The sequence below is a fragment of the Vibrio sp. J2-4 genome, assembly GCF_021728155.1.
GTDB lineage: Bacteria > Pseudomonadota > Gammaproteobacteria > Enterobacterales > Vibrionaceae > Vibrio > Vibrio diabolicus.
In genome coordinates this window covers 1,016,728-1,041,435 of record NZ_JAKKCN010000002.1, presented here as the reverse complement: position 1 = coordinate 1,041,435, position 24,708 = coordinate 1,016,728, and the positions used below count along the sequence as shown (strand labels likewise).

Annotated in this window: 25 protein-coding genes; 6 read left to right on the top strand and 19 right to left on the bottom strand. The window is 43.5% G+C overall.

What is annotated here, in order from left to right; genetic code table 11:
- Positions 1–255: 255 nt before the first annotated feature.
- The 6 genes from L3V32_RS10225 to L3V32_RS10185 all read right to left on the bottom strand — a co-directional run bounded on the left by L3V32_RS10225 (position 256) and on the right by L3V32_RS10185 (position 4,041).
- Complete coding sequence (locus tag L3V32_RS10225; RefSeq protein WP_237284218.1) at positions 256–651, bottom strand: ACT domain-containing protein; 396 nt, start codon at positions 649–651, stop codon at positions 256–258.
- A 449-nt stretch (positions 652–1,100) separates the two neighbouring features.
- On the bottom strand, positions 1,101–1,319 hold the full coding sequence (locus L3V32_RS10220) for a hypothetical protein (protein WP_237284217.1): 219 nt from the start codon (positions 1,317–1,319) through the stop codon (positions 1,101–1,103).
- Positions 1,316–1,792 (bottom strand): DUF2059 domain-containing protein, encoded by a 477-nt coding sequence (locus L3V32_RS10215; RefSeq protein ID WP_237284216.1) that lies wholly within the window; start codon positions 1,790–1,792, stop codon positions 1,316–1,318. Before L3V32_RS10215 ends, L3V32_RS10220 begins: the two co-directional genes overlap by 4 nt.
- Before the next feature lie 756 nt (positions 1,793–2,548).
- Positions 2,549–2,899 carry a hypothetical protein gene (locus L3V32_RS10200; protein WP_140134588.1) on the bottom strand — a complete coding sequence of 117 codons (351 nt, stop codon included), beginning with the start codon at positions 2,897–2,899 and terminating at the stop codon, positions 2,549–2,551.
- Between the two features lie 153 nt (positions 2,900–3,052).
- Positions 3,053–3,469 carry a lysozyme inhibitor LprI family protein gene (locus L3V32_RS10190; RefSeq protein ID WP_021448727.1) on the bottom strand — a complete coding sequence of 139 codons (417 nt, stop codon included), beginning with the start codon at positions 3,467–3,469 and terminating at the stop codon, positions 3,053–3,055.
- Between the two features lie 155 nt (positions 3,470–3,624).
- Positions 3,625–4,041, bottom strand: a complete 417-nt coding sequence (locus L3V32_RS10185; protein ID WP_237284215.1) for a lysozyme inhibitor LprI family protein — start codon at positions 4,039–4,041, stop codon at positions 3,625–3,627.
- 247 nt (positions 4,042–4,288) lie between these two features.
- Here L3V32_RS10185 and L3V32_RS10175 point away from each other — a divergent pair, with 247 nt between their 5' ends.
- Positions 4,289–4,582, top strand: coding sequence for a hypothetical protein (locus L3V32_RS10175; protein WP_237284226.1), 294 nt, complete (start codon positions 4,289–4,291; stop codon positions 4,580–4,582).
- A 221-nt stretch (positions 4,583–4,803) separates the two neighbouring features.
- Here the strand turns inward: L3V32_RS10175 and L3V32_RS10165 are convergent, their stop codons facing one another.
- From L3V32_RS10165 to L3V32_RS10150, 3 genes are all read right to left on the bottom strand, one after another.
- Entirely contained in the window at positions 4,804–5,226 is a 423-nt protein-coding gene (locus L3V32_RS10165) for a hypothetical protein (protein WP_149192595.1), read from the bottom strand.
- Positions 5,227–5,382: 156 nt separating this feature from the next.
- The gene (locus L3V32_RS10155; RefSeq protein ID WP_213969127.1) at positions 5,383–6,342 is read right to left on the bottom strand and encodes a phosphotransferase; all 960 of its coding nucleotides are present in this window, start codon (positions 6,340–6,342) and stop codon (positions 5,383–5,385) included.
- A 135-nt stretch (positions 6,343–6,477) separates the two neighbouring features.
- Positions 6,478–6,990, bottom strand: coding sequence for a GNAT family N-acetyltransferase (locus tag L3V32_RS10150; protein WP_237284214.1), 513 nt, complete (start codon positions 6,988–6,990; stop codon positions 6,478–6,480).
- Between the two features lie 665 nt (positions 6,991–7,655).
- On the opposite strand from L3V32_RS10150, the gene L3V32_RS10140 reads away from it, so the two are divergent.
- Positions 7,656–8,618, top strand: coding sequence for an integron integrase (locus L3V32_RS10140; protein ID WP_012841657.1), 963 nt, complete (start codon positions 7,656–7,658; stop codon positions 8,616–8,618).
- A gap of 43 nt (positions 8,619–8,661) precedes the next feature.
- Here the strand turns inward: L3V32_RS10140 and L3V32_RS10135 are convergent, their stop codons facing one another.
- The 8 genes from L3V32_RS10135 to L3V32_RS10100 all read right to left on the bottom strand — a co-directional run bounded on the left by L3V32_RS10135 (position 8,662) and on the right by L3V32_RS10100 (position 16,547).
- On the bottom strand, positions 8,662–9,135 hold the full coding sequence (locus tag L3V32_RS10135; RefSeq protein ID WP_046876177.1) for a DUF2947 domain-containing protein: 474 nt from the start codon (positions 9,133–9,135) through the stop codon (positions 8,662–8,664).
- A gap of 13 nt (positions 9,136–9,148) precedes the next feature.
- Positions 9,149–9,736: an HD domain-containing protein gene (locus L3V32_RS10130; RefSeq protein WP_005376917.1), complete on the bottom strand. Its 588-nt coding sequence runs from the start codon at positions 9,734–9,736 to the stop codon at positions 9,149–9,151.
- Position 9,737: 1 nt separating this feature from the next.
- Positions 9,738–10,322: a ribosomal protein S5-alanine N-acetyltransferase gene (gene rimJ / locus L3V32_RS10125; protein WP_237284213.1), complete on the bottom strand. Its 585-nt coding sequence runs from the start codon at positions 10,320–10,322 to the stop codon at positions 9,738–9,740.
- A gap of 36 nt (positions 10,323–10,358) precedes the next feature.
- Positions 10,359–11,903, bottom strand: a complete 1,545-nt coding sequence (tyrR, locus tag L3V32_RS10120; protein ID WP_005396927.1) for a transcriptional regulator TyrR — start codon at positions 11,901–11,903, stop codon at positions 10,359–10,361.
- Positions 11,904–12,003: 100 nt separating this feature from the next.
- On the bottom strand, positions 12,004–13,044 hold the full coding sequence (locus tag L3V32_RS10115; RefSeq protein WP_237284212.1) for a YcjF family protein: 1,041 nt from the start codon (positions 13,042–13,044) through the stop codon (positions 12,004–12,006).
- A complete protein-coding gene (locus L3V32_RS10110; RefSeq protein WP_237284211.1) occupies positions 13,041–14,417 on the bottom strand; it encodes a YcjX family protein in 1,377 nt (458 codons plus the stop codon). Before L3V32_RS10110 ends, L3V32_RS10115 begins: the two co-directional genes overlap by 4 nt.
- A 253-nt stretch (positions 14,418–14,670) precedes the next feature.
- Positions 14,671–14,856: a hypothetical protein gene (locus L3V32_RS10105; RefSeq protein WP_012841654.1), complete on the bottom strand. Its 186-nt coding sequence runs from the start codon at positions 14,854–14,856 to the stop codon at positions 14,671–14,673.
- 173 nt (positions 14,857–15,029) lie between these two features.
- On the bottom strand, positions 15,030–16,547 hold the full coding sequence (locus tag L3V32_RS10100) for a fumarate hydratase (protein ID WP_140244820.1): 1,518 nt from the start codon (positions 16,545–16,547) through the stop codon (positions 15,030–15,032).
- A gap of 271 nt (positions 16,548–16,818) precedes the next feature.
- Here L3V32_RS10100 and pabB point away from each other — a divergent pair, with 271 nt between their 5' ends.
- Positions 16,819–18,180 (top strand): aminodeoxychorismate synthase component I, encoded by a 1,362-nt coding sequence (gene pabB / locus L3V32_RS10095; protein WP_237284210.1) that lies wholly within the window; start codon positions 16,819–16,821, stop codon positions 18,178–18,180.
- Between the two features lie 370 nt (positions 18,181–18,550).
- Here the strand turns inward: pabB and L3V32_RS10090 are convergent, their stop codons facing one another.
- Together L3V32_RS10090 and L3V32_RS10085 are read right to left on the bottom strand one after the other, a co-directional pair.
- Complete coding sequence (locus L3V32_RS10090) at positions 18,551–20,251, bottom strand: ATP-binding protein (RefSeq protein WP_237284209.1); 1,701 nt, start codon at positions 20,249–20,251, stop codon at positions 18,551–18,553.
- Between the two features lie 7 nt (positions 20,252–20,258).
- A complete protein-coding gene (locus L3V32_RS10085) occupies positions 20,259–20,798 on the bottom strand; it encodes a heme NO-binding domain-containing protein (RefSeq protein ID WP_104973913.1) in 540 nt (179 codons plus the stop codon).
- A gap of 242 nt (positions 20,799–21,040) precedes the next feature.
- Here L3V32_RS10085 and L3V32_RS10080 point away from each other — a divergent pair, with 242 nt between their 5' ends.
- From L3V32_RS10080 to L3V32_RS10070, 3 genes are all read left to right on the top strand, one after another.
- Positions 21,041–21,640 (top strand): CoA pyrophosphatase, encoded by a 600-nt coding sequence (locus tag L3V32_RS10080; RefSeq protein ID WP_005396902.1) that lies wholly within the window; start codon positions 21,041–21,043, stop codon positions 21,638–21,640.
- A 344-nt stretch (positions 21,641–21,984) separates the two neighbouring features.
- A complete protein-coding gene (locus L3V32_RS10075; protein ID WP_005396901.1) occupies positions 21,985–23,238 on the top strand; it encodes an aromatic amino acid transport family protein in 1,254 nt (417 codons plus the stop codon).
- A gap of 98 nt (positions 23,239–23,336) precedes the next feature.
- A complete protein-coding gene (locus L3V32_RS10070) occupies positions 23,337–24,698 on the top strand; it encodes an L-serine ammonia-lyase (protein ID WP_005396900.1) in 1,362 nt (453 codons plus the stop codon).
- Positions 24,699–24,708 lie beyond the last annotated feature (10 nt).

Below are 24,708 nucleotides of genomic sequence, written 5' to 3'. Positions count from 1 at the left end.
AACTTTTTAACCCTAACATTGTTTATCTTAGACAAAGGATATGAGTCTTTCTTAAACCTGAACTCTTTTGAATCCAAGTTAAAATCAGTACTTTTGTACATAATTTCCCTCTATTCGTATAACGCCCAATTAAGGTGTGAGGCACGCAATACCGATGCCGCCGCATACCACCATAATCACTAAAACCAACGCATACTAAAAATGCCACGCGTGCCGAATCACTCTTAAATTGTTTGTTAGCAATATGACCCAACGTCATGCGCTGAACTCTTTTAACGCTGACACTGCTGCTTCGGCTTTACTTGTTTGAACAAAGATATGATCGTGATAATAAGCTGCAATCACATTTGCGCTAATATCCTTTGAAGCCAACTTGTTAGCCACTGCTGCTGTAAGACCAACAGCTTCCAAACTAGAATGAACTGTTAACGTAATTTGGCTAAACGAACCTTCAAACGATAAACCAGTCTTCTCTGCAACTGCTTTTTCGATAACTAAGGTTAAACCTTCGGATTCGATGAACGTAGCGACTGGGTTTAACTCAATGTAATCTCTGAGCGAGCCTGAAACCGTACAAAAAACGAACTCAGCGTCAACCAACTTTGGACTCATGGAGCTCAGGAGTTCATCTAAATCTGTAATTCCCCACATGTGTGATATTTCCTTATATTGCTAACGCCCAATTAAGTAGTGAGCAACACAATACAAAAGCTACCGCATTGCGCCTTAAACACAATACTCACTGCAAACCAAAACTGCCACGCGTTGCGAATCTGCTTAAATTGTTTGTTATGCGAATTTTCGATAACGCCAAATTGACTAACGAAAACATTACCTTAAACACGAAAAATCTCAAACGCACAGATAACTTTTTGTGATTCAAGAACCGAAGGATTCAACATTTTCTATAAGGCCGCCACAACCACGGAGCGCGGCCTTATAGCGAAGAATTGGCTTTTGCGTACGAGAAACTCAACGAGCCGAAATTTCAGCAAATACCAACTTTCCGTAAACTTGCCCTTTCCACACTTTACACCCGAAAAACTTTCCCCGACCAAATACTATTTTGAATGAGGCAACTTCAAGAACATTGGCATGTTTTACTGTTTGAGTGATTCAAGAATTTGAGCCGAAAATGCTGATTTGCCGAAACCAAAAAGCGAGTTGCCAAAGAGATTAAATTTAAAGAAACCCCAAAATTTTGCCTTGTCGCATAACGCCGCATTAAGGTGTGAGCGGCGCTTGGCTATACTTGAGCGAAGCGAAACTGCCAAGCGTTGCGAATCACTCTTAAATGCTTTGTTAAGTGTAATTTTCACTCCGCAAGTAACTTATGTAGTTCTTGCTCCTTAGCTTTCAAGCTAGGCTGAATTTCTTGTAACTTAGAAAGGATAAAGCTTTGCAAGTGATGTGATATCTGGCTTCCTTTGGTTGCAAAAGCTTGCCCAGCAGGTGATTCAAAAAATTCCACTAACCCTTTTAGTTCTTCATCTGAATACATTTCTTGGTAAGCGCTAGCGATATGATCTTTTATTGATGGGTCAGAATAAATGCTCATTTGAAGATTAATGATGTCATTAAATATTTTTTGAGCATCATCTTTTTTGCCATCAGGTATGTTCTTGTTTGCTTCGACCTGCTTCTCTAGCATATTTCGCATTGAATCAGACATCTGCTTCACCGAAGCATCTACTGACATCAGATCATACAATTTCAACGACAGCTCTCTTGAGCTTGATTCCGCAAATACAGATGTCGAAACTACCAATAATAGAAATAAGATTTTTTTCATAACTCCCTCATTACACTTAACGCCCTGCTAAGGGGTGAGCAACGCAATACCTAAGCCGCTGCAAACCACCTTAATCACTAAATTCAACGCATAGTAAAAATGCCACGCGTTGCGAATCCCTCTTGAGCAGTTTGTTAGTTTGCAGACCCAAAGGGTTGATTTTACGTTACTTTAAACTTTGCGAACAACAAACTTTATGTGCTTTGATGCACTTAAGTCAGGCGTAGTCTCAAAGCGGCTAATCAATGAAACCACTTGGAACAAACAACGCCGCAGAAAACGAACTCACAACACCAAAAAGCACTTTTGGAAAACCAATCTCACAATGCGGACTTTCAACAAAGTCACTGAAACCACGTGAACTTACCACATCAGAGAAAACGTCATTTCAGCGAGTAAATCGGCTTTTGTGACAATAAACTCAACGAGCAAAGTTTCAGCAAAAAAATTCAACTCAGTTTACCCAAAAGTCGCCACACCAAAGAACAAATCAACCGTTGAAACGATGCCAATTTTGGATTTTCACCACGCTAGTTAACACTAAAATTGAAAGCAGATACGACAACTTAAACTTTGAACTTTTACCACTAGATCTTGCGATATAGCTGCGTTCTTCCTCTTGCAAACTAACGCCTTGTTAAGGTGTGAGGCACGCAATACCTAAGCTTCCGCATACCACCTTAACCACCAAACCTAACGCATAGTAAAAATGCCACGCGTGCCGAATCACTCTTAAACAATTTGTTATGCTCGTACTCAAAGAAATTGGAGAATTAAGCAAGTGACAAACGCTGGAAGCCCTGCAATAAAGAAAACCAAACCTGTCTGGAAGTTCATTCTATGCTGCTCTCGTTGGTCTTCTTCGAAATCATGACCTTCTACCATTTTGTAAACTTTATCTGTTCTAGAATCATCCATATGCGCTGTTTTACTATATACGCCACCTTCCCACATAAGCTTTGCTAAAACCCAGTTCACGATAACAACGAAGAACAGAAAGTCGACTGGCTGAGTAGTAGCAAAGAAGGGGACAAACTGAGCTAAGAGAATAACAATCAATGCTGCAACAAGATTGATTAGCACCACTTTCTTCAGTAAATTGAGCAAAATTCCCTCCTAGAGCATAACGCCCTGTTAAGGGGTGAGCAACGCAATACCGAAGCCGCCGCATACCACCTTAATCACTAAAATCAACGCATAGTGAAAATGCCACGCGTTGCGAATCCCTCTTGAACAGTTTGTTATGTGCGTGGTTGAAACCTACTCTACACTTGGCTCCGGTAAAACTGGTGGGGTACTGTCCATATAAGTTAAAAAGTTTTCCCATAACTCGTGCGTTCTTTGCTTAGTTAACTTAGTTTTGCACGATATCGCCATAACTCCACGAATAGTTCCATCACGCCATTGCGTATAAACCGAATCACAGTGAGAGGACATATATGCTTGCCAATCCTGTTGAGCAAGCTTAATTGCCGCGATTAGTTCTGGGTCATGAGAGTTATGCTCAAAGCTAGTGCTTAGATATTTGTCTAATTTAACTTGTGCTGACTCTAGTTCAATAGCGCCACATTGGTTTATCTCGATTGTGGTCATCGCATTATTACAGTCAATGGACTCTTCTTCAGCAAGAGCACCAAACGAAAGACTAGCTAATATGATGATTAAATACTTATTCATCGTTTTCTCCGAAAGCACATAACGCCCTGTTAAGGGGTGAGCAACGCAATACCGAAGCCGCCGCATACCACCTTAATCACTTAAACCAACGCATAGTAAAAATGCCACGCGTTGCGAATCCCTCTTGAACAGTTTGTTATGTGCGTGGTTGAAACTTACTCTACACTTGGCTCCGGTAAAACTGGTGGTGTACTGTCCATATAAGTTAAAAAGTTTTCCCATAACTCGTGCGTTCTTTGCTTAGTTAACTTAGTTTTGCACGATATAGCCATAATTCCACGAATAGTTCCATCACGCCATTGCGTATAAACCGAATCACAGTGAGAGGACATATATGCTTGCCAATCCTGTTGAGCAAGCTTAATTGCTGCGATCAGTTCTAGGTCATGAGAGTTGTGCTCAAAGCTAGTGTTTAGATATTTGTCTAATTTAACTTGTGCTGACTCTAGTTCAATAGCGGCACATTGGTTTATCTCGATTGTGGTCATCACGTTATTACAGTCAATAGACTCTTCTTCAGCAAGAGCACTAAATGAAAGACTAGCTAATATGATAATTAGATACTTATTCATCGTTTTCTCCGAAAGCACATAACGCCCTGCTAAGGGGTGAGCAACGCAATACCGAAGCCGCCGCATACCACCTTAACCACTAAATTCAACGCATAGTAAAAATGCCACGCGTTGCGAATCCCTCTTGAGCAGTTTGTTAGTTTGCAAACCCAAGGCGTTGATTTTAAGTCATTTTAAACTTTGCAAACAATAAGCTTTATGTATTTTGATGCACTCAAATCAGGCGTAGTTTCAAAGCGGCGACTCAATGAAACCACGTGGAATAAACAACGCCGCAGAAAACGAACTCACAACACCAAAGAGCACTTTTGGAAAACCAATCTCACAATGTGGACTTTCAACAAAGCCACTGAAACCACATGAGCTTACCACACCAGAGAAAACGCCATCTCAGCGAGTAAATCGGCTTTTGTATCAACAAACTCAACGAGCAGAGTTTCAGCAAAAAAAGTTCGACTCAGTTAACCCCAAAGTCACCGTACCAAAGAACAAACCAACCGTTGAAACGATGCCAATTTTGGATTGTCAGCACACTAGTTAACACTAAAATTGAAAGCCAATACGACAACTTAAACCTTGAGCTTTTACCACTAGATCTTGCGATATAGCTGCGTTTTTCCTCTTGCAAACTAACGCCCGCTTAAGTGGTGAGCAACACTACCACGAAACTCAATTATTGCACCGTAAACACCAAAGCCAAATCAAACCAAAACCGCCAAGCGTTGCGAATCCGTCTTAAAGCGTTTGTTAAGCGCGTTTTATTTACTGGTGATTATTTCTTTTTTGCAGTTCAGCCATTTTAATTAAAGGTTCCAAAGCACCCATCATATCACCCGCTTTTTGTGGATTTGACATTAACTGCTGCATAAACTGTATACCCATTTCTTCACCCATATTGGTTTTTTTGGGAATTACCGTTTCATTAATTATGTTAGTCATTGTATCCATTAACTGGCGCTGAGATTCAGAAACCGTTTTTTCGATAACCGCTGATTTTTTATCTATCTCAGCTAAAACGGCTTTGGTTCGTTCTTGATATTCTTCCATTACTTTCTGAGTTTTTTCGAAGTTTTCGCGAACTTCACGCTCTGAATTTCTAGCAGCTTGAATCGCTACGATAGCAAGAATTAGTGATGCGATACTTGCTAAGAAAGAGATCGTTTCTATTAAACCTAAATTTTCCATAATGTTCCTTATTTTGATTGAAGCGCTTAACGCCCTGTTAAGGTGTGAGCAACGCAATACCCAAGCTCCCGCATACCACCTTAACCACTAAAACCAACGCATTGTAAAAATGCCATGCGTTGTGAATCACTCTTAAACAGTTTGTTATGTACCGCCTCAAAACAAGGCACTTTCAATTTGGAACCATTGCTCCATAAAAGGGATAAAGTCCCTTTGAGGTATGAACTTCTGTGCTGCTGTATTATTTTTTAAAAATACTTCCTCCAAAGCCCACACATGGTGGTCGGCGTAAACAGCCCACGCCTTTGCTCCATCGTTAAGCTCTAATCGGGATAGAGGCTTGACAGACAGATAGCCTTTTAACAAAGCTAATGACCTATGAAGCTCCAAATCGAACATAAACATGCATGCTCTCGCCAACTCATAACCAGGAGGCATGTTTTGCACTAAATCCCAGTCGATCACGTCGCTTACTGTGCAATTAGAATCAAAAAAGACATTGAAATGATGAAAGTCGCCGTGGATTAATTGCCTGCTTGTTAACGGGGTATATGAGTGCGCAGCTTCTGAGCTAGCTAGATAATCACGCTGTTGCTTTACTCTTCGTAGCACCGAGCTATTCGTATCAAACTCACTATTGGCTTCAATAGTGGCGACTATGTTTTGTAGTCTATCGACCCAAGCACTTTTACCCCAAGATAGCTCAATTGTTGGAAAGTCGTTTCCAACCACAGAAGCGAGTTGAACATGCAGGTCAGCAAGGGCTTTTCCCAGCTGAAAAGCATGAGACTCAGACAGAGCACTTTTTTCGATTAACGTTCCTTTTGCTTCAGGAAATAGAGCATAAAACTCATCACCTATTTTACAAAAGGAGTGGTGATCGCGCGTCAAAACAGGGGCAATTATAGTATTCAAATTTTTCGATAGCTTTCTCAGTAGCTCATGTTCTAACTTGATCTTAGCAACATTGCGAACACTATATTTTCTAAGATAATAAGTCTCTGAGGATTGGATACGAAAAACATGATTCGTCGCACCAGCTGATTGACGTTTTATACTAGCGCCAGAACCAATCTGACTCCAGTTTTCACCAACCTCACGAACAAAACCACTCATAATTCCAGTTACCTCTTAGGTACATAACGCCTCATTAAGGTGTGAGCAGCGCTTGGCTATACTTGAGCGAAGCGAAAGCGCCAAGCGTTGCGAATCACTCTTAAATGCTTTGTTATGTGAATTTTTCCAGCGCACTCAATACACACAACCATTAAACTTAATGACTTGACTGCTTAGAGCGTGACCAACATTGTAAGTCTTAACCATGCCTCCACGGTAGACAAACTCGTTCCAATTTTTCTGCTGTATATCGTAGTAATGAATAGGACAAACTAACTCTGAATACCCTGAACTTCGATATACATCTGGCTCATAAGCAAAGAGAAAAGAATGAGTTACACCAAAAAACACCAAGTATTTATCAAGTTCTTTTACGATGACTTTGGCTAAGCCCAGACCACGCTTATTTGATGCAACAGCAATGCCGCCAACTATGCCCGCTTTGAAGCTTCTTGATCCTTGTGACATTAAACGACTGTAAGCAAAACCAGTAGCGATAATCTGATTTTCGTCTTCGATGAGAGCTGCACAAACGAACTCGTGATTAAAATTGACCGTAGAATCTTGGCCAAAAACCGAGTTTAGATGTGCATTAAGTGCAGCTTCATGCGCCTCGATTCCACCATTTTCGACGACTGATATTTTCAATATTCGCTCCATTCACATAACGCCTTGTTAAGGTGTGAGGCACGCAATACCGAAGCTTCCGCATAACACCTTAACCACTAAAACCAACGCATTGTAAAAATGCCACGCGTGCCGAATCACTCTTGAACAATTTGTTATGAGACATTTTTTCGCAATAGATTCTTTCTGTGCTTTTGATACTGCCTACTTTTAAAAAACCAATCACTGCCTGCGAGAAATACCGCGCCAATGACAGTAACTAAATAAAGACGGTACGAAATAAAAGGCGACAGGTTCAAGTAAAAATCGTTTTGAACAAATGCAGTACCAAATATAAATGGTACACAGAAAGCTAATCCATGAGTAAGACAGTGCCTTAGAAAGCCTCTCTTTTGAATCTTGAGCCACTGAACCTGTTTTTTCCGTTCCATCTATTCCACTCTATTCTGCATTTTTTATGGTGGCTCATAACGCTTTCTATACGGCAATTTGCCTCCTTTCTGGCAGGCTACCGCCTTCTTTCTGATCAAAAGCGCTATGAATCGTAGCACCTATATGCATGAAACAAATAGAAAAACAGTATGAATATGTGTGGTCGCGCGCGCAATTAGACGGCGCAATGCACGCTAATTACAAAAGAGCTGATAGATTGAAGGGGCTGTATAAATAAACAGGTCAATTTTATCATGAAAAGTCAGTTTTTACTTAGTGTAAAAGAGCACATGCTTACTCGTCATTATGCGAATAAAACCATCGAAAGTTATCTATTTTGGATAAAACGCTTTATCACTTTCCACCAGCTTGCCCACCCTTCAACACTAGCAGAAGATGATGTCGTTCAGTTCCTGAGTTACTTAGCGGTAAAAGAAAAAGTTGCGGTAAAAACGCAAGCTTTGGCACTGAACTCAATATCATTTTTATATCGTGATTATTTCAAAACTCCACTATCACTTGATATGAGATTTCAGAAATCTCTGACCGAAAAGAAACTTCCCGTTGTGTTAACCAGGGAGGAGATCCGACGATTCGTTCAACATATCGACCCGAGGTATAAACTCCATATTCAGCTGCTTTATGGCTCAGGGCTTCGAGTCATGGAGTGCTTGCGCTTAAGAGTTCAAGACATCGATTATGATTATGGTGCAGTTCGCGTTTGGCAAGGAAAAGGAGGTAAAAATCGTACAGTCACATTAGCCAAAGAACTGCATGAACCACTCAAAGCTCAAGTTAATTTAGCAAGAGATTACTATTTTAAAGATAGACACATGCCTGGTTATGCGGGCGTATACATCTCTGAAGGTTTACGACGTAAATACCCAAAAGCGGAGCTAGATTTTAACTGGCACTTTTTATTCCCATCAACAAAGTTAAGTACAGATCGGGACACCGGAGAGCTCAGAAGGCATCATATCAATGAAAGTGCAATACAAAGAGCGGTAAAGCGCGCTGCAACGGATGCGTGTATCGAGAAAACAGTAACATGCCATACACTCAGGCACAGCTTTGCCACGCATTTATTGGAGTCTGGTGCTGATATTAGAACAGTACAAGAGCAGCTTGGTCACACCGATGTAAAAACCACCCAGATTTATACTCACGTTATCGAGCGCGGGGCTGGTGGCGTGTTGAGTCCATTATCCAGCCTTTAGAAAAACAAAGCCACCTCGAAAAGGTGGCTTGCTGTATAACTCGCTATTGACGAACACCGAGTTTCACATTGCCTTTTGAATCAAACCAAAGCGCTTGTGAACGGCGACGTCCAATCAATATTGGACCATCATCATAAAAGAGAAAGTTCTTCCAATGCTTTTTAAAAATCGACCACTTAGTTTCGATGACATTGTACTTCTCGTAGCAAAAGTAAACGGTCACATCGTCTTGCCAATCGATATGTGCTTCTACTTCCGCTGGCATGTCCGGATCATCCAACTCCCACGCAGCCATCCAATCAACGACTTCAGACCAGTTCGCCTCATTCATTGGCCAATCTTGGGAGCTAAGTCGATCCATATCAGGGCTTTGAGCACTAATATTTTCTTTCCAAAATTGTGCTGAACGAGCTTGGCTCATCGGCTTAATAAAAGCCAAATCTTCTTTTGGCACAGGCATCGACTGATGCGTAAAAATCCATTTTCTTTGGTATTCATCCAAAGGCAAATAAGACATTCAGTCTCCTTTATTACGATTTCAGCCAACCTTTCTCTGTGGCTTCTTCTATCAACTCTTTCGCTTTGTCCCATAAGGTAACAGAGCCAAATTCAATTCGTTTATTAATGGTAAGTGCTTGTTCACGAGAGACGCCATGCTCCTTCCAACTCTGACCATTATTATGGTAGTTCAAGAGCATTGGAATTAACCGATCGAGTGCTTTTGCATACTTAGCATCATCGGTCTGCGCGGCTTCAAATTCATGCCAAAGCGCCAATAACTCTTGCTCCTGATCGCTGGGTAACATACCAAACAAGCGCTCTGCGGCTCTAATTTCTTTTTCTGCTTGCTCTTGAGACGCGGCAGTATCATAAACAAAGGTATCACCCGCGTCGATCTCTACTACGTCATGTATCAATAACATTTTCATCACTCGGCAAATATCAACAGGCGCATTCGCATGCTCTTCCATCAATATTGCCATCAGTGCGACATGCCAACTATGCTCACCACTATTTTCGAGACGCCCTTCAGCACTTTTAACTCGGGTTCGGCGCAAAATACTTTTGAGTTTATCGAGCTCGATTACAAGTGCTAATTGCTTTTCCAATCGCTCCATACTATCGCCCTTCTGGTTGCCAATTCGGATTAATAAGTGACGTTAGAACGTGGTCTTGCCATTCACCATTAATCAAAAGGTAATCTTTTGCATACCCTTCTCGATTGAACCCTACATGCTCTAGCACAGATTCACTGCGTTTGTTGTGAGGCATGTACCCGGCTTGAATACGATGCAGTTTCTGAACGTTAAACATGTAGTCGCAAGCCATAGTTAATCCACGACGCATATAACCATGCCCTTGTGCTTTTTCAGCGAGAGAGTATCCTACGTTACAAGAATAAAAAGGGAAACGACTCAAATTACTAAAGGATATCGTACCTAGCATTTCACCCGAAGAGGCTCTGACCAAGAGGCAATAATACCCCAGCCCCATTCGATGCAGCTCATTGAGCTTGATAAGCTTTTGCAACCAACCGTTCACTGAGAAAAAAGCCTCTTCACGTTTCGGCTCAAACGGTTTCAGGTATTCTCGGTTCCCTTGAAAATACTCGGCAATCATATCTGCATCACCGATTTCAGCGGTACGCAGAAGCAAGTCACCGTCCAACTTATGAACGGCGATAGATGAGCTGTTATCTTCCATTACAAATGATTAATTCCGTCTTTTCGTTCAATTCGATTAATTCTTGCGGATACCGTAATCACGCAGTTTATTAGCGATTGAGGTATGCGATACATTTAAGCGCTTAGCAAGCTTGCGGCTTGATGGGAATGACTGATACAAACGCTCCAGAACCTGAGATTCATAGTCACGCATGATCTCATCCAATGAACCGTCGATGTTAAGCGTTGCACTACCAGCGCCGACTGATTGAGGCTGAGGTAAATTGAAGTGTTCCGCGTTTAGTATACCACCATCCATTTCTGTGAGCGCTCGAAGAACCATGTTATCCAGCTGGCGCATGTTTCCTGGCCACTGATAATTTGCAAGGGCATCAACTAGGCCATCATCAAACTCTGGCTTATCAATCCCAAGCTGTTGAGCATGTTTCGCCACAAACAACTCAAGCAATGGCGCAACGTCATTTGAGCGCTTACGTAACGGAGGAATGCTGAGCGTAAGTACGTTGAGACGATAATACAAATCTTCACGGAACATACCTGCCTCAGAAAGTTCGGCAAGGTTATGTTTTGTTGAAGCGATGATACGAACATCGACATGCATCTCATCTTCTGCACCGACACGACGGAAATTACCATCTTGTAGAAAACGTAACAGCTTGATTTGAAGATGCGAACTCATTTCACCTATTTCATCAAGAAATACTGTCCCGCCATTTGCTTGCTCAAAGATGCCTTTGTGACCTTGTTCATGATTAAATGAACCCGGGGCATGACCAAAAAGTTCGGTTTCTGCTACATCGTCAGGCATCGAAGCACAACTCAAAACTAAGAATGGCTTGCTCGCACGGCTAGAACGGCTGTGGCAAGCTTTAGCAAGCATTTCTTTACCGGTCCCCGTTTCGCCCTCAATCAACAGTGGTTGATCAAGCACAGACAGCTTCTTAGCTTGGTTCATTAGCGCTTTATGACGGTTCGATATACCAACAAAGTGCTCAAAACCCAGAGGATTATGCAGCGGTAGCGCTTCTTCAATTCTGGCAACTTGCTGACTAGAGCGAATCGTCATTAGAGTACTCGCTAGAGTCGAGTTTTGCGCTTCGTCTCGGATATAAACTGGCATCAACTCTAGAACATAGTCCAAGCCATCAATCACAAGGTTTTCCCGCGTTCGGCCATTAACACCTTCAGACCAACGAGAGAAACGAACACTTGGTAACAAAGCACCGATTTGAGTACCAATCACTTCTTGCTTGTGAAGGCCAAGCAATGAAAGTGCAGACATGTTTGCCATGTCTACGGCACCTTTAAGGTCGATGGCAAAGACCGGATCGGGCAAGTTATCAACTAGCGAGAGCAGCTCCGTATTGTGGCGCTCCATCGGCATAAACTGGATTTTACGTACGTCTTTCACCCCCGGAATACGGCGGATTTCAGCCATCAGCTCACTAAACGTATCAAAATCAATATCTGGGCAATTCAAATAGATAATACCGCTAATATCGATTTCGATACCACGCAAGTCGATGCTTTTAGACGCTAAAATATCGAGCAGTTCTCGGGTCAAGCCGAGTCGATCTTCACATAAGACTTCAAGACGCACTGAAAATATCCCAATTCACAACTGTCAGGAAAAGTTGACAGTAGTTTCTATCATGCTTGGAATGGCGTCAAGCAATCCTATCCATCAAAGTTGATATTCGTTACGGTTTAATCGTAATTGATGCAACTTTCGCCGCCACTGCCTTGCGTATGGTGCCCAATTTAACCTGACGGTCAGGATACCAAGGTAGTGGACGCAATAAGGTCATCGCTTTCAAGCCCAAACGTGCAGTGAGAATACCAACGCCTAGCCCCTGCCCCGCACGAGCGGAGACTTTGCCTGCAAGGTCCATCGACATCAAGTCCATACTGGCATCAATAGCCAGCTCACTGGCACCAGCCGCCGCCATATTGACAAATACCGCTTTTAGTAGCTTGATGCGAGAGGCGTAACCTAGCTCTACCCCATATACTTTGGAGAGGTTGTCGATCATTTTGAAATTTCGCCACGCCACCAGCAACATATCAGCAGCAGCCAGAGGGCTCACCGCGACTAGGGCCGCACACTCGGTTGCGTGCTGCGATACGATTTTCGTTGCCAACTTGTCTTGTTGGCTCACGACCATCGAGTCATACATATCAAGGATTTCAGCATCACTATGAGCAGGGTTAATGCTGTTCTGCCAACGATCAAAGCCCGGGTTCTCTGCCATCACACCACTTTGTTCTGCCACTGTTTCGCAAAAGGCTTTCCCTTTCCCCACACTCTCACTATTAACAAGTGCTTCGGCTTCTTCTTGAACACTAAAATGATTTCGTAGTTTGCGCAGTTTCCAAAGCTCTTTACCCATCGCCCCTAAACCAAGCGAAGCGATCGCAGCAATAAACCCCGTCCAGCTTAAAGCCAGCCAATCAGAAGTTTGAATTGCGGTTATAACCGAGTCCACCGCTTGCCAGCCAACCAAACCAGCAAAGGTGGCAAATGCGCCAGTCGCAAGCCATTTTCTGCCCGGTTTTGGACGAATGACATACTCGAGTTGCAATTCCTGTTCGGTCTCCTGGCGCTCTTCTTTAAGTTCAACAGGTACGAATGTTTCTTTTTCGCCGAATGTTTGCTGCACCGTCAACTCCGGTTGATTCGATTGCTGCTCTTTTTCCATCGCCTTTTCAGAGAAAACTTGTTTTTGCTTCAACTCACTCATTTCAATTTATCTCCAATCAGGTAATCCAGTGCTTTGTCTAAGCGTATGTGCTTCACTGGCTCATCATTCTGTGAGGGCATTGGACGGAATGACGTAAAATCAAACCCGTTGTTTTGCCAATAAGCCGCATTTGGTAGTTTTTTCGGCACTTCTCCCGGGAACATCGTCATCGGCTCACCATCCAACGTCGTACCCTGTAACGCCGGAATCGTCTTATCTCCAGAAGAAATAAATCCCGTCGTGGTTGATTGGATAGAAGCGATACTCATGCAACTCATCTCGATATTCTCGTAGGCTGCGGTTTGCCACGCTGGATGCACCATTTGTTGTAGCAAAGACACTAAATTGGGATGCTGATCGGGCGTTATGTGATCCGCTTTTGTGGCAGCAAATAGCACTTTGTCTATTTTTGGCGAGAACAAACGACGTAAAAAGCTACTGCGACCATAACGAAAGCTATGCATGATCTGCTCTAGCGCTTGGCGCATGTCGTAAAACGCTTCATCGCCGGCATTGAGAGGCTGCAAGCAATCCACAAGTACAATCTGGCGATCGAAGGTCGCAAAATGATGCTTATAAAACGCTTTCACTACTTTCTGTTGGTATTCCTGAAAACGCGCTTCGAGCATCGCCAAGTTGCTGCCCTTAAGCGCCTTGCTTTCCGAACCAGCACGACACGGAAAAAACTGCAGCACAGGCGCGCCTGCGAGCTCACCAGGTAATACAAATCTTCCTGGTTGTACCCAATGAAGACCTGCGTCTTTACAGGCATGAAGGTACTCGGTGTATGTATGCGCAACTTTCTCGAGTAGTTTCTCGTTCACTTCAGCAGAAAGATCCACCTTTTCTAATTCAGACAGCCAAGCTTTGGCTAAATCGCCACGCTGGCCTTTAAGTGCATCAAACTGAGTTTGCGACCACGTCGCAAAGTCCATGTCCAATAACGGCAGGTCGAGCAGCCACTCTCCCGGATAGTCGATAATATCAACATTTAAAATTGCGGTTTTACTCAACAGCTTTTTCGTGGTTTTATTTGGTTTGTACTTGAGCGCTAAGCGAATCTCACTCACATCCCGTGTTGGTACTGGCCATTGAGGTGGGGTCGCATGGATCTGGCTCATCGCTTCATCGTAAGCAAAACGTGGCACCATCATATTCGCTTGAGGTTCACGCTTCGCTCCAATAAGACGCTTATCTCTGGCTGCAGTCAAAAGAGGCAAATTATCATGGGTAGCGGTATGGAGAAGCTGATTCACTAATGACGTGATGAATGCCGTCTTACCGGCACGAGAAAGTCCGGTGACGGCAATTCGAACATTGGAGTCCATACCTCTGTTGATAAAGTCATTGACTTCTTTCTTTATTCTTTTCATTGCGCTTCTTTATCTTGCTCCGCTCTAAAACAACGTTATCAGCAACTTCGGGTATTAATCTATGAATACTTACCTTTCAATACTGAACTCTATGAGTCTAACTTTATATACCTTAATAAAAGATGAACAAAACATTCGCTTAAAGCAGGATGAAAAAAGAAAAGCCCCTGAGTGGTTCAGAGGCTTACTTAATCAACACTAAAGCATTAGTGAGCTGATTACTGTGTTGAACAGAAACCTGCTTTCTTTGAGTCTAGTCGTCTTCGATTAATTTATAGATAACAAATAGAGCGATTTCTAAAATCAGCCACAATACACACGTGATGGTCACGTACTTCTCATCAAAGATGCTGATGCCGTGAAGGATCAAGTCGTAGCCAACAAAGCCACCTACCACTACAGCAAGGATAATTTGTAGAATCTGAATAAAACGAGGCATGCCGTCTCCTAATTATTGTTCGCATAACGTTTGATTGCTATGCCCTGAGGTTTATATCTACATTATATAGACAAAAAGTGCAGTTTTCGCTGCACTTTTGTCAAATGTTTGCTAGGTAAATCAGCACCTTGTCACATTCTCTCTACTGAGACAATGTAAGATTACCGTTTGCCTTACGCTTCCATCTCTTGGATTTTCACTTTCCAAGTGTCAGGACCGATTTGGTGCGCGTTAACGCCATTTGAGTCTACAGCCACTGTTACTGGCATATCTTCAACTTCAAATTCGTAAATCGCTTCCATACCTAAATCTTCAAATGCGACAACGCGAGCTTTCTTGATCGCTTTCGCAACCAAGTACGCAGCACCGCCGACAGCCATTAGGTAAACCGCTTTGTGATTCTTGATAGATTCAACCGTTGCAGGGCCACGCTCAGCTTTACCGATCATGCCCATGATGCCTGTTTTTTCTAGCATCATATCGGTGAATTTATCCATACGCGTTGATGTTGTTGGGCCAGCAGGACCAACGACTTCATCACCAACTGCATCGACAGGGCCTACGTAGTAAATGAACTTACCGTTTAGATCTACGCCTTCTGGTAGACCTTCGCCATTATCTAGCATGCCTTGAATACGTTTATGCGCAGCATCACGGCCAGTCAGAATTTTACCTGATAGAAGAACGGTTTCGCCTGTCTTCCACTCTTGTACTTCTTCTTTAGTAATCGTGTCTAAGTTTACGCGACGCGTGCTTTCTCCCGCTTCCCAAGTAATGTCTGGCCAATCTTCTAGTTTAGGTGGCGTGAGCTCTGCTGGGCCGCTGCCATCAAGCGTGAAGTGCACGTGACGAGTCGCCGCACAGTTCGGGATCAAACAAACAGGCTTAGAAGCCGCGTGCGTTGGCGCCGTTTTGATCTTAACGTCGACAACAGTTGTCAAACCACCAAGGCCTTGCGCACCGATACCAAGTTTGTTCACGCGATTGAAGATATCAAGACGAAGCTCTTCTTCTGCGTTTTGTGGGCCACGGTCAATAAGCTCTTGAATATCGATGTGTTCCATTAGAGATTCTTTTGCCAATACTGCTGCTTTTTCAGCCGTACCGCCAATACCAATGCCAAGCATGCCTGGTGGACACCAGCCCGCGCCCATTGTTGGTAGCGTTTTCTCTACCCACTCTGCAATATCGTCAGATGGGTTTAGCATCACCATCTTAGTTTTGTTTTCACTACCGCCGCCCTTCGCTGCGATCTGAATTTCAACTTTATCGCCCGGAACCATGTTGATGTGTACGACAGCAGGCGTGTTGTCTTTGGTATTAATACGTTTACCGGCAGGATCCATAAGTACTGACGCACGCAACGGGTTGTCTGGATTCGTATACGCTTGTCGAACACCTTCATCTACCATCTGCTGAACCGTCATGTCGGTTGAGTCCCATTGCACGCCCATACCGATGTTGACGAAACACGTCACGATACCAGTATCCTGACAAATTGGTCGGTGACCTTCTGCGGACATTCGGGAGTTAATTAGGATCTGAGCAATCGCGTCTTTAGCGGCTTGGCTCTCTTCGCGGTGATAGGCTTTTTCAAGAGCTTGAACAAAGTCTAGCGGGTGGTAGTAAGAAATATACTGTAGCGCATCAGCGACACTGCTGATCACATCCTGCTTGCGTATTACCGTCATTACATGCCTCGTTATAGTTATGCTTCCATTATTGGCTTGGCTTCAATCGTGTTTGTTGAGCTTATTGCTCTTTTGAGCTTCGTTTTTTTATAAACAATTGTCGAACGGCTGATATCGACACACGAAACGCTGAAGTCGCCTACTTGTAAACCATCTCAAAACCCTATGAATAGAGGGAGTTTGGCTATACAGAGGAATATGATACTCTTGCTGCCCATGACATGCCATGCAGTGAACGATCTCTTTGTCACAAATTACACAAATGAACAACATGGACAATCAATTCATTGATTTTAAAACGCTGGAATACGCACCAGAGTTTGCTCTTCACCTCTTTTCTCGCATTCAACACCTGCCTTGGGCGATGTTGCTGCGTTCTGCATCAGAAACACATATAGATAGCCGCTTCGATGTGTTGGTCGCCAACCCGATTGCGACGTTAGAAACCACTGCCGAAATTACGCAAGTAAAAACGCCTTCGAATGCCTATTCAACTCAAGATGACCCATTTGCGCTGCTTCATCAGTTGCAAGAAGAGTGGCTTCCTCACGTTGAGTTAAATAAAGAATTGGATTTGCCTTTTGTCGGCGGAGCGCTCGGTTACTTCAGTTACGATTTAGGTCGACGCGTAGAAACAATGCCAGAACTGGCCGAAAAAGATCTTAACACGCCTGATATGGCGGTAGGTCTTTATGAATGGGCCGTCGTTGTTGACCACAAGCTTAAAAAAGCATGCTTAGTCGGTCAGAATATCGAGCAAGCTTGGCAATGGTTAGACGAGCAAGAAGCAGAGCAAAGCGTTGACTTTGCTCTGTCTGGTGATTGGCAGTCAAACATGACGAAAGAGAGCTACGCTACTCGCTTTGACAAGGTGCAAGAATACTTGTTGAGCGGTGACTGCTATCAGATCAATTTGGCGCAGCGCTTTAACGCACCGTATCAAGGCAGTGAGTGGCAAGCGTATCTGAAATTGGAGTCCGCCAACCAAGCGCCATTCTCAGCGTTTATCCGTATGCCTGAGTCTTCAATTTTGAGTATCTCTCCAGAGCGCTTTTTAGAGCTCAAAGATCGCGTCATTGAAACGAAACCAATCAAAGGTACTCGCCCACGCAGCGAAGATTCAAAACAAGATAACGCTAATGCCCATGACTTGCAGACAGCAGAAAAAGATCAAGCAGAGAACCTGATGATTGTCGATTTGCTGCGTAATGACATTGGTCGAGTTGCATCACCGGGGAGCGTTCACGTGCCAAAGCTGTTTGAAATTGAAAGCTTCCCCGCAGTGCATCATTTGGTGAGCACCATTCGTGCGAATTTGGATGAACAATACTCTCCTGCAGATTTGCTGCGAGCGTGTTTTCCAGGCGGTTCAATTACGGGCGCACCTAAAGTTCGCGCAATGCAGATCATTGAAGAATTAGAGCCACATCGACGTAGCGCGTATTGCGGCAGTATTGGCTACATTTCTCGCCATGGTCGTATGGATACCAGCATCACCATCCGCACTCTCGTAGCGGAGAATCACAAACTGTACGCTTGGGCTGGCGGCGGCGTCGTTGCAGATAGCGATTGCGCTTCTGAATATCAAGAAACGTTGGATAAGCTCTCAAAGATTTTGCCAGCGCTGCAATAGTAGGTTTCGCCAAATGGCAACGGTCTATGAATCCTGCTAACGAAAACAAGCAAAAACGCCTCCAGTACGGATAATGCCGCTCGTTTAACAGCGAGTGGGCATATTTCTGTATCTCGTCATCCTGCACAGCGACGAAGGAGCGTGATGTAGGCTCTTCTATCCGAGCACTTTATGGTCAAATTTGTTTCATTAGCCGCTCAGCATGCTGCTATTAGATTCCTAGTCTCGCCAAGGCTCGCTGGAATGACACAAGAAACATCGTTAAGCGATCGGCATTATCCAGTGTGGAGCGTTTTTTGTATGTTTTATTTACAGGTACTTTGGCTTTTAGCCGTTGGCTAACAAGAATCCGTTTTTTAAGAGGCAGCGTCTACTGCTCAAGCCACTTACACATGATCTGTTCAATATCGGTTGCGGTGTACGGCTTAGTGAGGATGTCGTCCATGCCTGAATCAATACACTTTTGACGCTCTTCGATAGTAGTGCCAGCGGTTAATGCGATAATAGGATGGGTAAAGCCACGCTCTCTCAGATACATCGTCGCCTCATAACCATCCATTTCTGGCATTCGGCAGTCCATAAATATCAGTTCGTAATCTTTGTTTTTCACCGCTTCTAAAGCTTCTTTCCCATTGGCTTTTAAATCAGGCGTAATGTCGAGTTTTTTCAGCATTTGAGTAACTATCACTTGGTTCATTCTGATGTCGTCAACCACCAATATTGAGCGTCCTGCCAAATCACTTCGCTCTATGGTAGCTAATTCCCCCTCAGCTGCGCCTTGGGCTTGTCCCTCCTTTAGAGGAATAGAGACTTTGAAGGTGGTACCTTTGCGTTCTTCACTTTCAAAGCTAATCTCGCCCTGCATCAAATCCACTAGATTTTTACAAATCGCAAGGCCCAAACCTGAGCCTTCAAAACTGCGCTTCGCCGAGCGATCTACTTGCACAAATGGGTCAAATAATGAGGGCTGTGCTTCTATCGGGATGCCAATACCCGTGTCTTCAACCTCAAAATGCGCAATACCGTTTATCCACTCCACTCGCAGCACCACCCCCCCCAAATGAGTAAACTTAATAGCATTTCCCACCAAGTTGACCAAGATCTGTGTAATTCGCTCTAAGTCACCAACTAAAAACTCGGGAATACCGAGCTTTTTATCGATGGAGAAATGAATTCGCTTTTCTGCTGCTTTAGCTGAAAATACGCCCATGATGGCTTTTTCAAGCTCTTCCCAAGCAAAGACCTTATCGATGATTTCCATCATACCGGCATTCATCTTGCTGAAGTCGAGAAGATCGTTAATGATGACCCTCAACAAGTCTCCCGATTGAGTCAAGTTGTTTAGGTAATGGCGTTGCTCTTCACCTAACTGTGTTCGACTTAGTAGTTCAGCACTACCTAACACGCCATTAAGAGGTGTTCGCAACTCGTGGTTAATCATGGCGACAAACTCTTTCGTCGCTTTTTCCGATTCCTCTGCCCGCTTTCGCAGCTCCACTTCTCGCTCTAAACTCAAATGCCGGCCAATGACCCCATGAACCAAATCCGATACCAGCTCCATCTGTTTGGAAATAAACGACTGATCGATTTGGTCCAACTGAACAGAGAAGATCAACTCCCCGACTGTTTGCTTGTCAATGATGATAGGCAAATGCAAGTTCTCCCCCTGCCAATTGGGGACAGTCTTAATCGTATTCTCATGGCGAAGCTGTAAATGACCAAAATGATGTCGGCGCAAAGAAGAGAGTTTTGTGGAATCAAGATGTAAGTAAGCCGCAGAAATGATTGAGTTCGAAGTGAGCTGCTCAATAAAACTGGCAATCATAGCTTCATCAAAGGTGCTCGACAAAAAAGTTCGACCAAACTTAATCAGCGTCGCGTCAACTTTCTCTTCGAACTCAAACTTGCGTAAATCCTTTTTTGATTTCAACTCAAGCTTTTTCAAAGCAACACTTAGCTGTTGAGTAGATTCATAAAGTTCGAAGCTCTTCTGCTCCAATAACCGCTCAGCTTCTTTTCTTGATTCGATTTCTCGTTTGAGTTTCCTTTCTAGCGAGGAACTTCCTGTCATATCGTTCTTATTGTGCCTCTAACCAAAAGCGAACCTGGCTACCATCTTCTGACTGGTTTTGGTGTTTAATATGAATAACTTCACCAAAGTTCGCCGCGCAGCCTTTTATTAGACCTAAACATACGTGAGACATACACCGCGCACTCCGATAATCAAACACCATGTTTGATTGAGTCTCGCTGATAAAATCAAACTGAGGAGGGTTAGCATCTGGGTAGAGCTTTTTGACCTCGACATGAATAAAATCTTCAACATGGCGAACAAATTGAAATGTCGTTTCACACTGCTGCAAACTGGCATGACTAGGAATCGAGCGAAGTAAATTCAAAAAAACGCACTCTCCAAATACTTCTTGCAGTTGTTCAGGTGGAATGCCAGATACTTTACTGAGATTCACAATCAATTTAACCAAGTCTTTATGATCGTAACTACCAACCGCCGTATAAATCCCTTCGTCATTAGAAAGGTCGAGCACTTGGTCTAACACATCGAGACCAAACTTCTCTTCCACTAACTCCATGAACTCGGTGAAAATAATCCCTTTCATCAGTCAATACTTGCCCTATAGTGACGTCTTAAAATAAAGAATGGTTTATAACCTTATAAGTTTCAAATTATTATACCCAAGCAGAGTGAGACACACGACACAAAGCAGGGAAAGAACCAATGGACATGCTTTGGTATTGCCGTACTACTACTTTAATACCGTACCAACGGCGATAGCACCACGCCTCTTGCGGCCATTGAGTATAATAAATAGTGGTTAGGCACAATAAATAAGGATTTGGTTTGGTTATCGACAAAACTCAATTACTGCAAAACTTTCAATTTCGGCTTCCAACGGGTTACCACAAAGAGTCCCTCGCGCGACTGAAATGGATGAAAGGAAAATCACTGCGAGACGCAGCGGTCTTAATTGGTTTTGTAGAACGCCCGGAGGGGCTACAGGTCATTTTGACAAAGCGAGCAGCGCACTTGCGTCATCATCCGGGACAAATCAGTTTCCCCGGCGGTAAGTTTGAGCAGGAAGATCATCATCTAATCAATACGGCATTAAGAGAAACCAAAGAAGAGATCGGTATAGAAGATGAACATATTCATGTATTTGGCCAGCTTCCAACATTGCCTACGATTAGTCAGTTTAATGTGACACCGTTTTTGGCCTTTATTTCTCCTGAGTATAAAACGCATATTGACCCAAATGAGGTGGAGTCCGTTTTTGAAGTTCCTGCTAACCACATTCTGAACCCGAAAAAGCTGTACAGCACCAAGTTTGACCTAAAAAACAGCAGTCATCGTGTATTTGCTATCCCATATAGACAGCATTTCATCTGGGGCATGACCGCACAAATCATCGAATCAATGCAAAAACATATCATTTCACATTAAAAACTTCTGATATCGGTATTTTTATGGATGCGATCATCATGCGCATCAATATTAATAAAACGTTGCTTCATAAACATTCATTCACATTAGATTAATTTGCCGTTTTCACCGCAAACGCTTGCGGTGAAATAAATTTATACAAATAGCCCTATCGATAAGTTTTTCTAATTTTACTCATTAGCAGAAATCACGAGTAGCACATCATTTTCGTGATAAAAAGCAGGTTTTTGACATATCATTCAATAAGCGTAAGCAATAAATGATTTAGATCTAATTTTCCTAGTGTAAAATCTTGCAAAATTACTCCCGACTTATTTCCTGTTCCCAAAATGAGTAACTAAAAAATGAATACAACTACTTCTGCGGTTTCTACCGCACAATCGTCTAGTAAGTTTTCTTACAAAGACTTTACCTGGTGTCTGTCCCTTTTTGGTACGGCAGTAGGTGCCGGTGTACTATTCCTTCCTATTAAAGCAGGTGCAGGTGGCTTTTGGCCATTAGTAATCCTAGCCCTAATCGCAGCACCAATGACTTGGTTCGCACACAAATCTTTAGCTCGCTTCGTTCTTTCTGCGAAAAACCCAGAAGCGGACATCACTGACACAGTAGAAGAGCACTTTGGTAAGACTGGCGCAAACCTTATTACGTTCGCTTACTTCTTCGCTATCTACCCAATCGTACTTATCTACGGTGTTGGTATCACAAACACGGTTGACTCTTTCCTAGTTAACCAAATGGGTATGGAATCTATTCCTCGCTGGCTACTTTCCGGTGCACTTATCGCTGCAATGACAGCGGGCGTAGTGTTCGGTAAAGAGCTTATGCTGAAAGCAACTTCAGCGATGGTTTACCCTCTAGTGTTCATCCTACTAGCGCTGTCTGTGTACCTAATTCCTGGTTGGAACACTTCAATGATGGAAGTATCACCTGACTGGGGTGCAATGCCAGCTATCGTATGGCTAGCAATCCCTGTTATCGTGTTCTCTTTCAACCACAGCCCAATCATTTCTCAGTTCTCTAAAGAACAACGTCGTGTATACGGTGATGACGCAGTTAAGAAAACTGACGCTATCACTGGTGGCGCAGCGATGATGCTAATGGGCTTTGTAATGTTCTTCGTTTTCTCTGTTGTACTTTCTCTGTCTCCAGAGCAACTAGCAACAGCACAAGAGCAAAACATCTCTGTTCTTTCTTACCTAGCAAACGTTCATGAGTCTCCACTGATCTCTTACTTAGGTCCACTGGTTGCTTTCGCGGCTATCACTTCTAGCTACTTCGGCCACTTCCTAGGTGCGCATGAAGGTCTAGTTGGTCTAGTGAAATCTCGTTCAAAATCGCCAGTAAGCAAGATCGAGAAGATGTCTCTTATCTTCATCGTAATCACAACTTGGATCGTTGCTATCGTTAACCCAAGCATCCTAGGTATGATTGAAACAATGGGCGCACCGATGATTGCGGCAATTCTATTCTTGATGCCTATCTTCGCAATGCAAAAAGTTCCAGCGATGGCTAAGTACAAAACTTCAGCACCTGTGCAAATTTTCACAGCAATCTGTGGTCTTGCTGCCATTAGTTCTGTAATCTACGGCGCTCTTTAATCATCCCTGCCCTAGCACGGTATGATTAATCCAAAAATATAACGATAAAATTAAGCCTCCCAACTCCCCTTGGGAGGCTTTCTTCTGAGGTAATCGATATGATTAGTGTTTTTGATATCTATAAAATCGGTGTTGGACCTTCAAGCTCACACACTGTAGGCCCAATGAAAGCGGGTAAAGAGTTTATTGATGATCTTCGTGCAATGGGAAAACTGCGCGACATCACTAAAATCACCGTTGACGTTTATGGATCACTATCACTGACAGGGAAAGGTCACCACACAGATATTGCTATCATCATGGGTCTTGCAGGCAACACTCCTGAGAAAGTTGATATCGATTCTATCCCGGGCTTTATCGCTCGCGTAGAAGAAACTGAACGCCTTCCTGTTGGCATGCACTGTCACACAGTATCGTTCCCACGTGAAGGTGGAATGAACTTCCACAAAACAAACCTTGAGTTACACGAAAACGGCATGCAAATCCACGCTTGGATTGATGACGAAAAAGCGTACTCAAAAACTTACTACTCTATCGGCGGTGGTTTCATCGTTGATGAAGAAAACTTCGGTAAAGAAGTTGAGAACCCAGTAAAAGTTCCTTACCCGTTTACAACGGCAGAAGAGCTTGTAAAGCAATGTCATGAAAGCGGCCTGTCTATCAGTGCGCTAACCATGAAAAATGAACATGCGCTTCATTCTGACGAAGAAACTCGTACTTACTTCGCAAACATCTGGCGCACAATGCGCGAATGTATGGATCGCGGTATGAACGAAGAAGGCATTCTGCCTGGTCCACTACGCGTGCCTCGTCGTGCGGCAGCACTTCGTCAGCAACTGCTTACTTCTGAAAAAACAACGAACGATCCAATGTCTGTTGTTGACTGGGTAAACATGTTTGCTTTTGCAGTAAACGAAGAGAACGCAGCAGGTGGTCGTGTTGTAACTGCGCCGACTAACGGTGCATGTGGCATCATCCCTGCGGTACTGGCTTACTATGACAAGTTTATTCAAACCGTAACTGAGAAAGACTACATCCGTTACTTCGCAGCTTCTGGTGCCATTGGCGGCCTTTACAAGCGTAACGCGTCTATCTCTGGTGCAGAAGTTGGCTGTCAGGGCGAAGTTGGCGTGGCATGTTCTATGGCAGCAGCTGGCCTTGCTGAGCTTATGGGTGGTAGCCCAGAGCAAGTATGTATGGCGGCTGAAATCGCGATGGAGCACAACCTAGGTCTAACTTGCGACCCGGTTGCAGGTCAGGTTCAGGTTCCATGTATCGAGCGTAATGGTATTGCAGCTGTAAAAGCAATCAACTCAACTCGTATGGCACTGCGTCGTTCTTCTGCTCCTACTGTTTCTCTAGATAAAGTTATCGAAACAATGCTAGAGACAGGTAAAGACATGAACGCGAAATACCGTGAGACTTCTCAAGGCGGCCTAGCAGTAAAAGTTATCTGTTAATAAGCCTTGC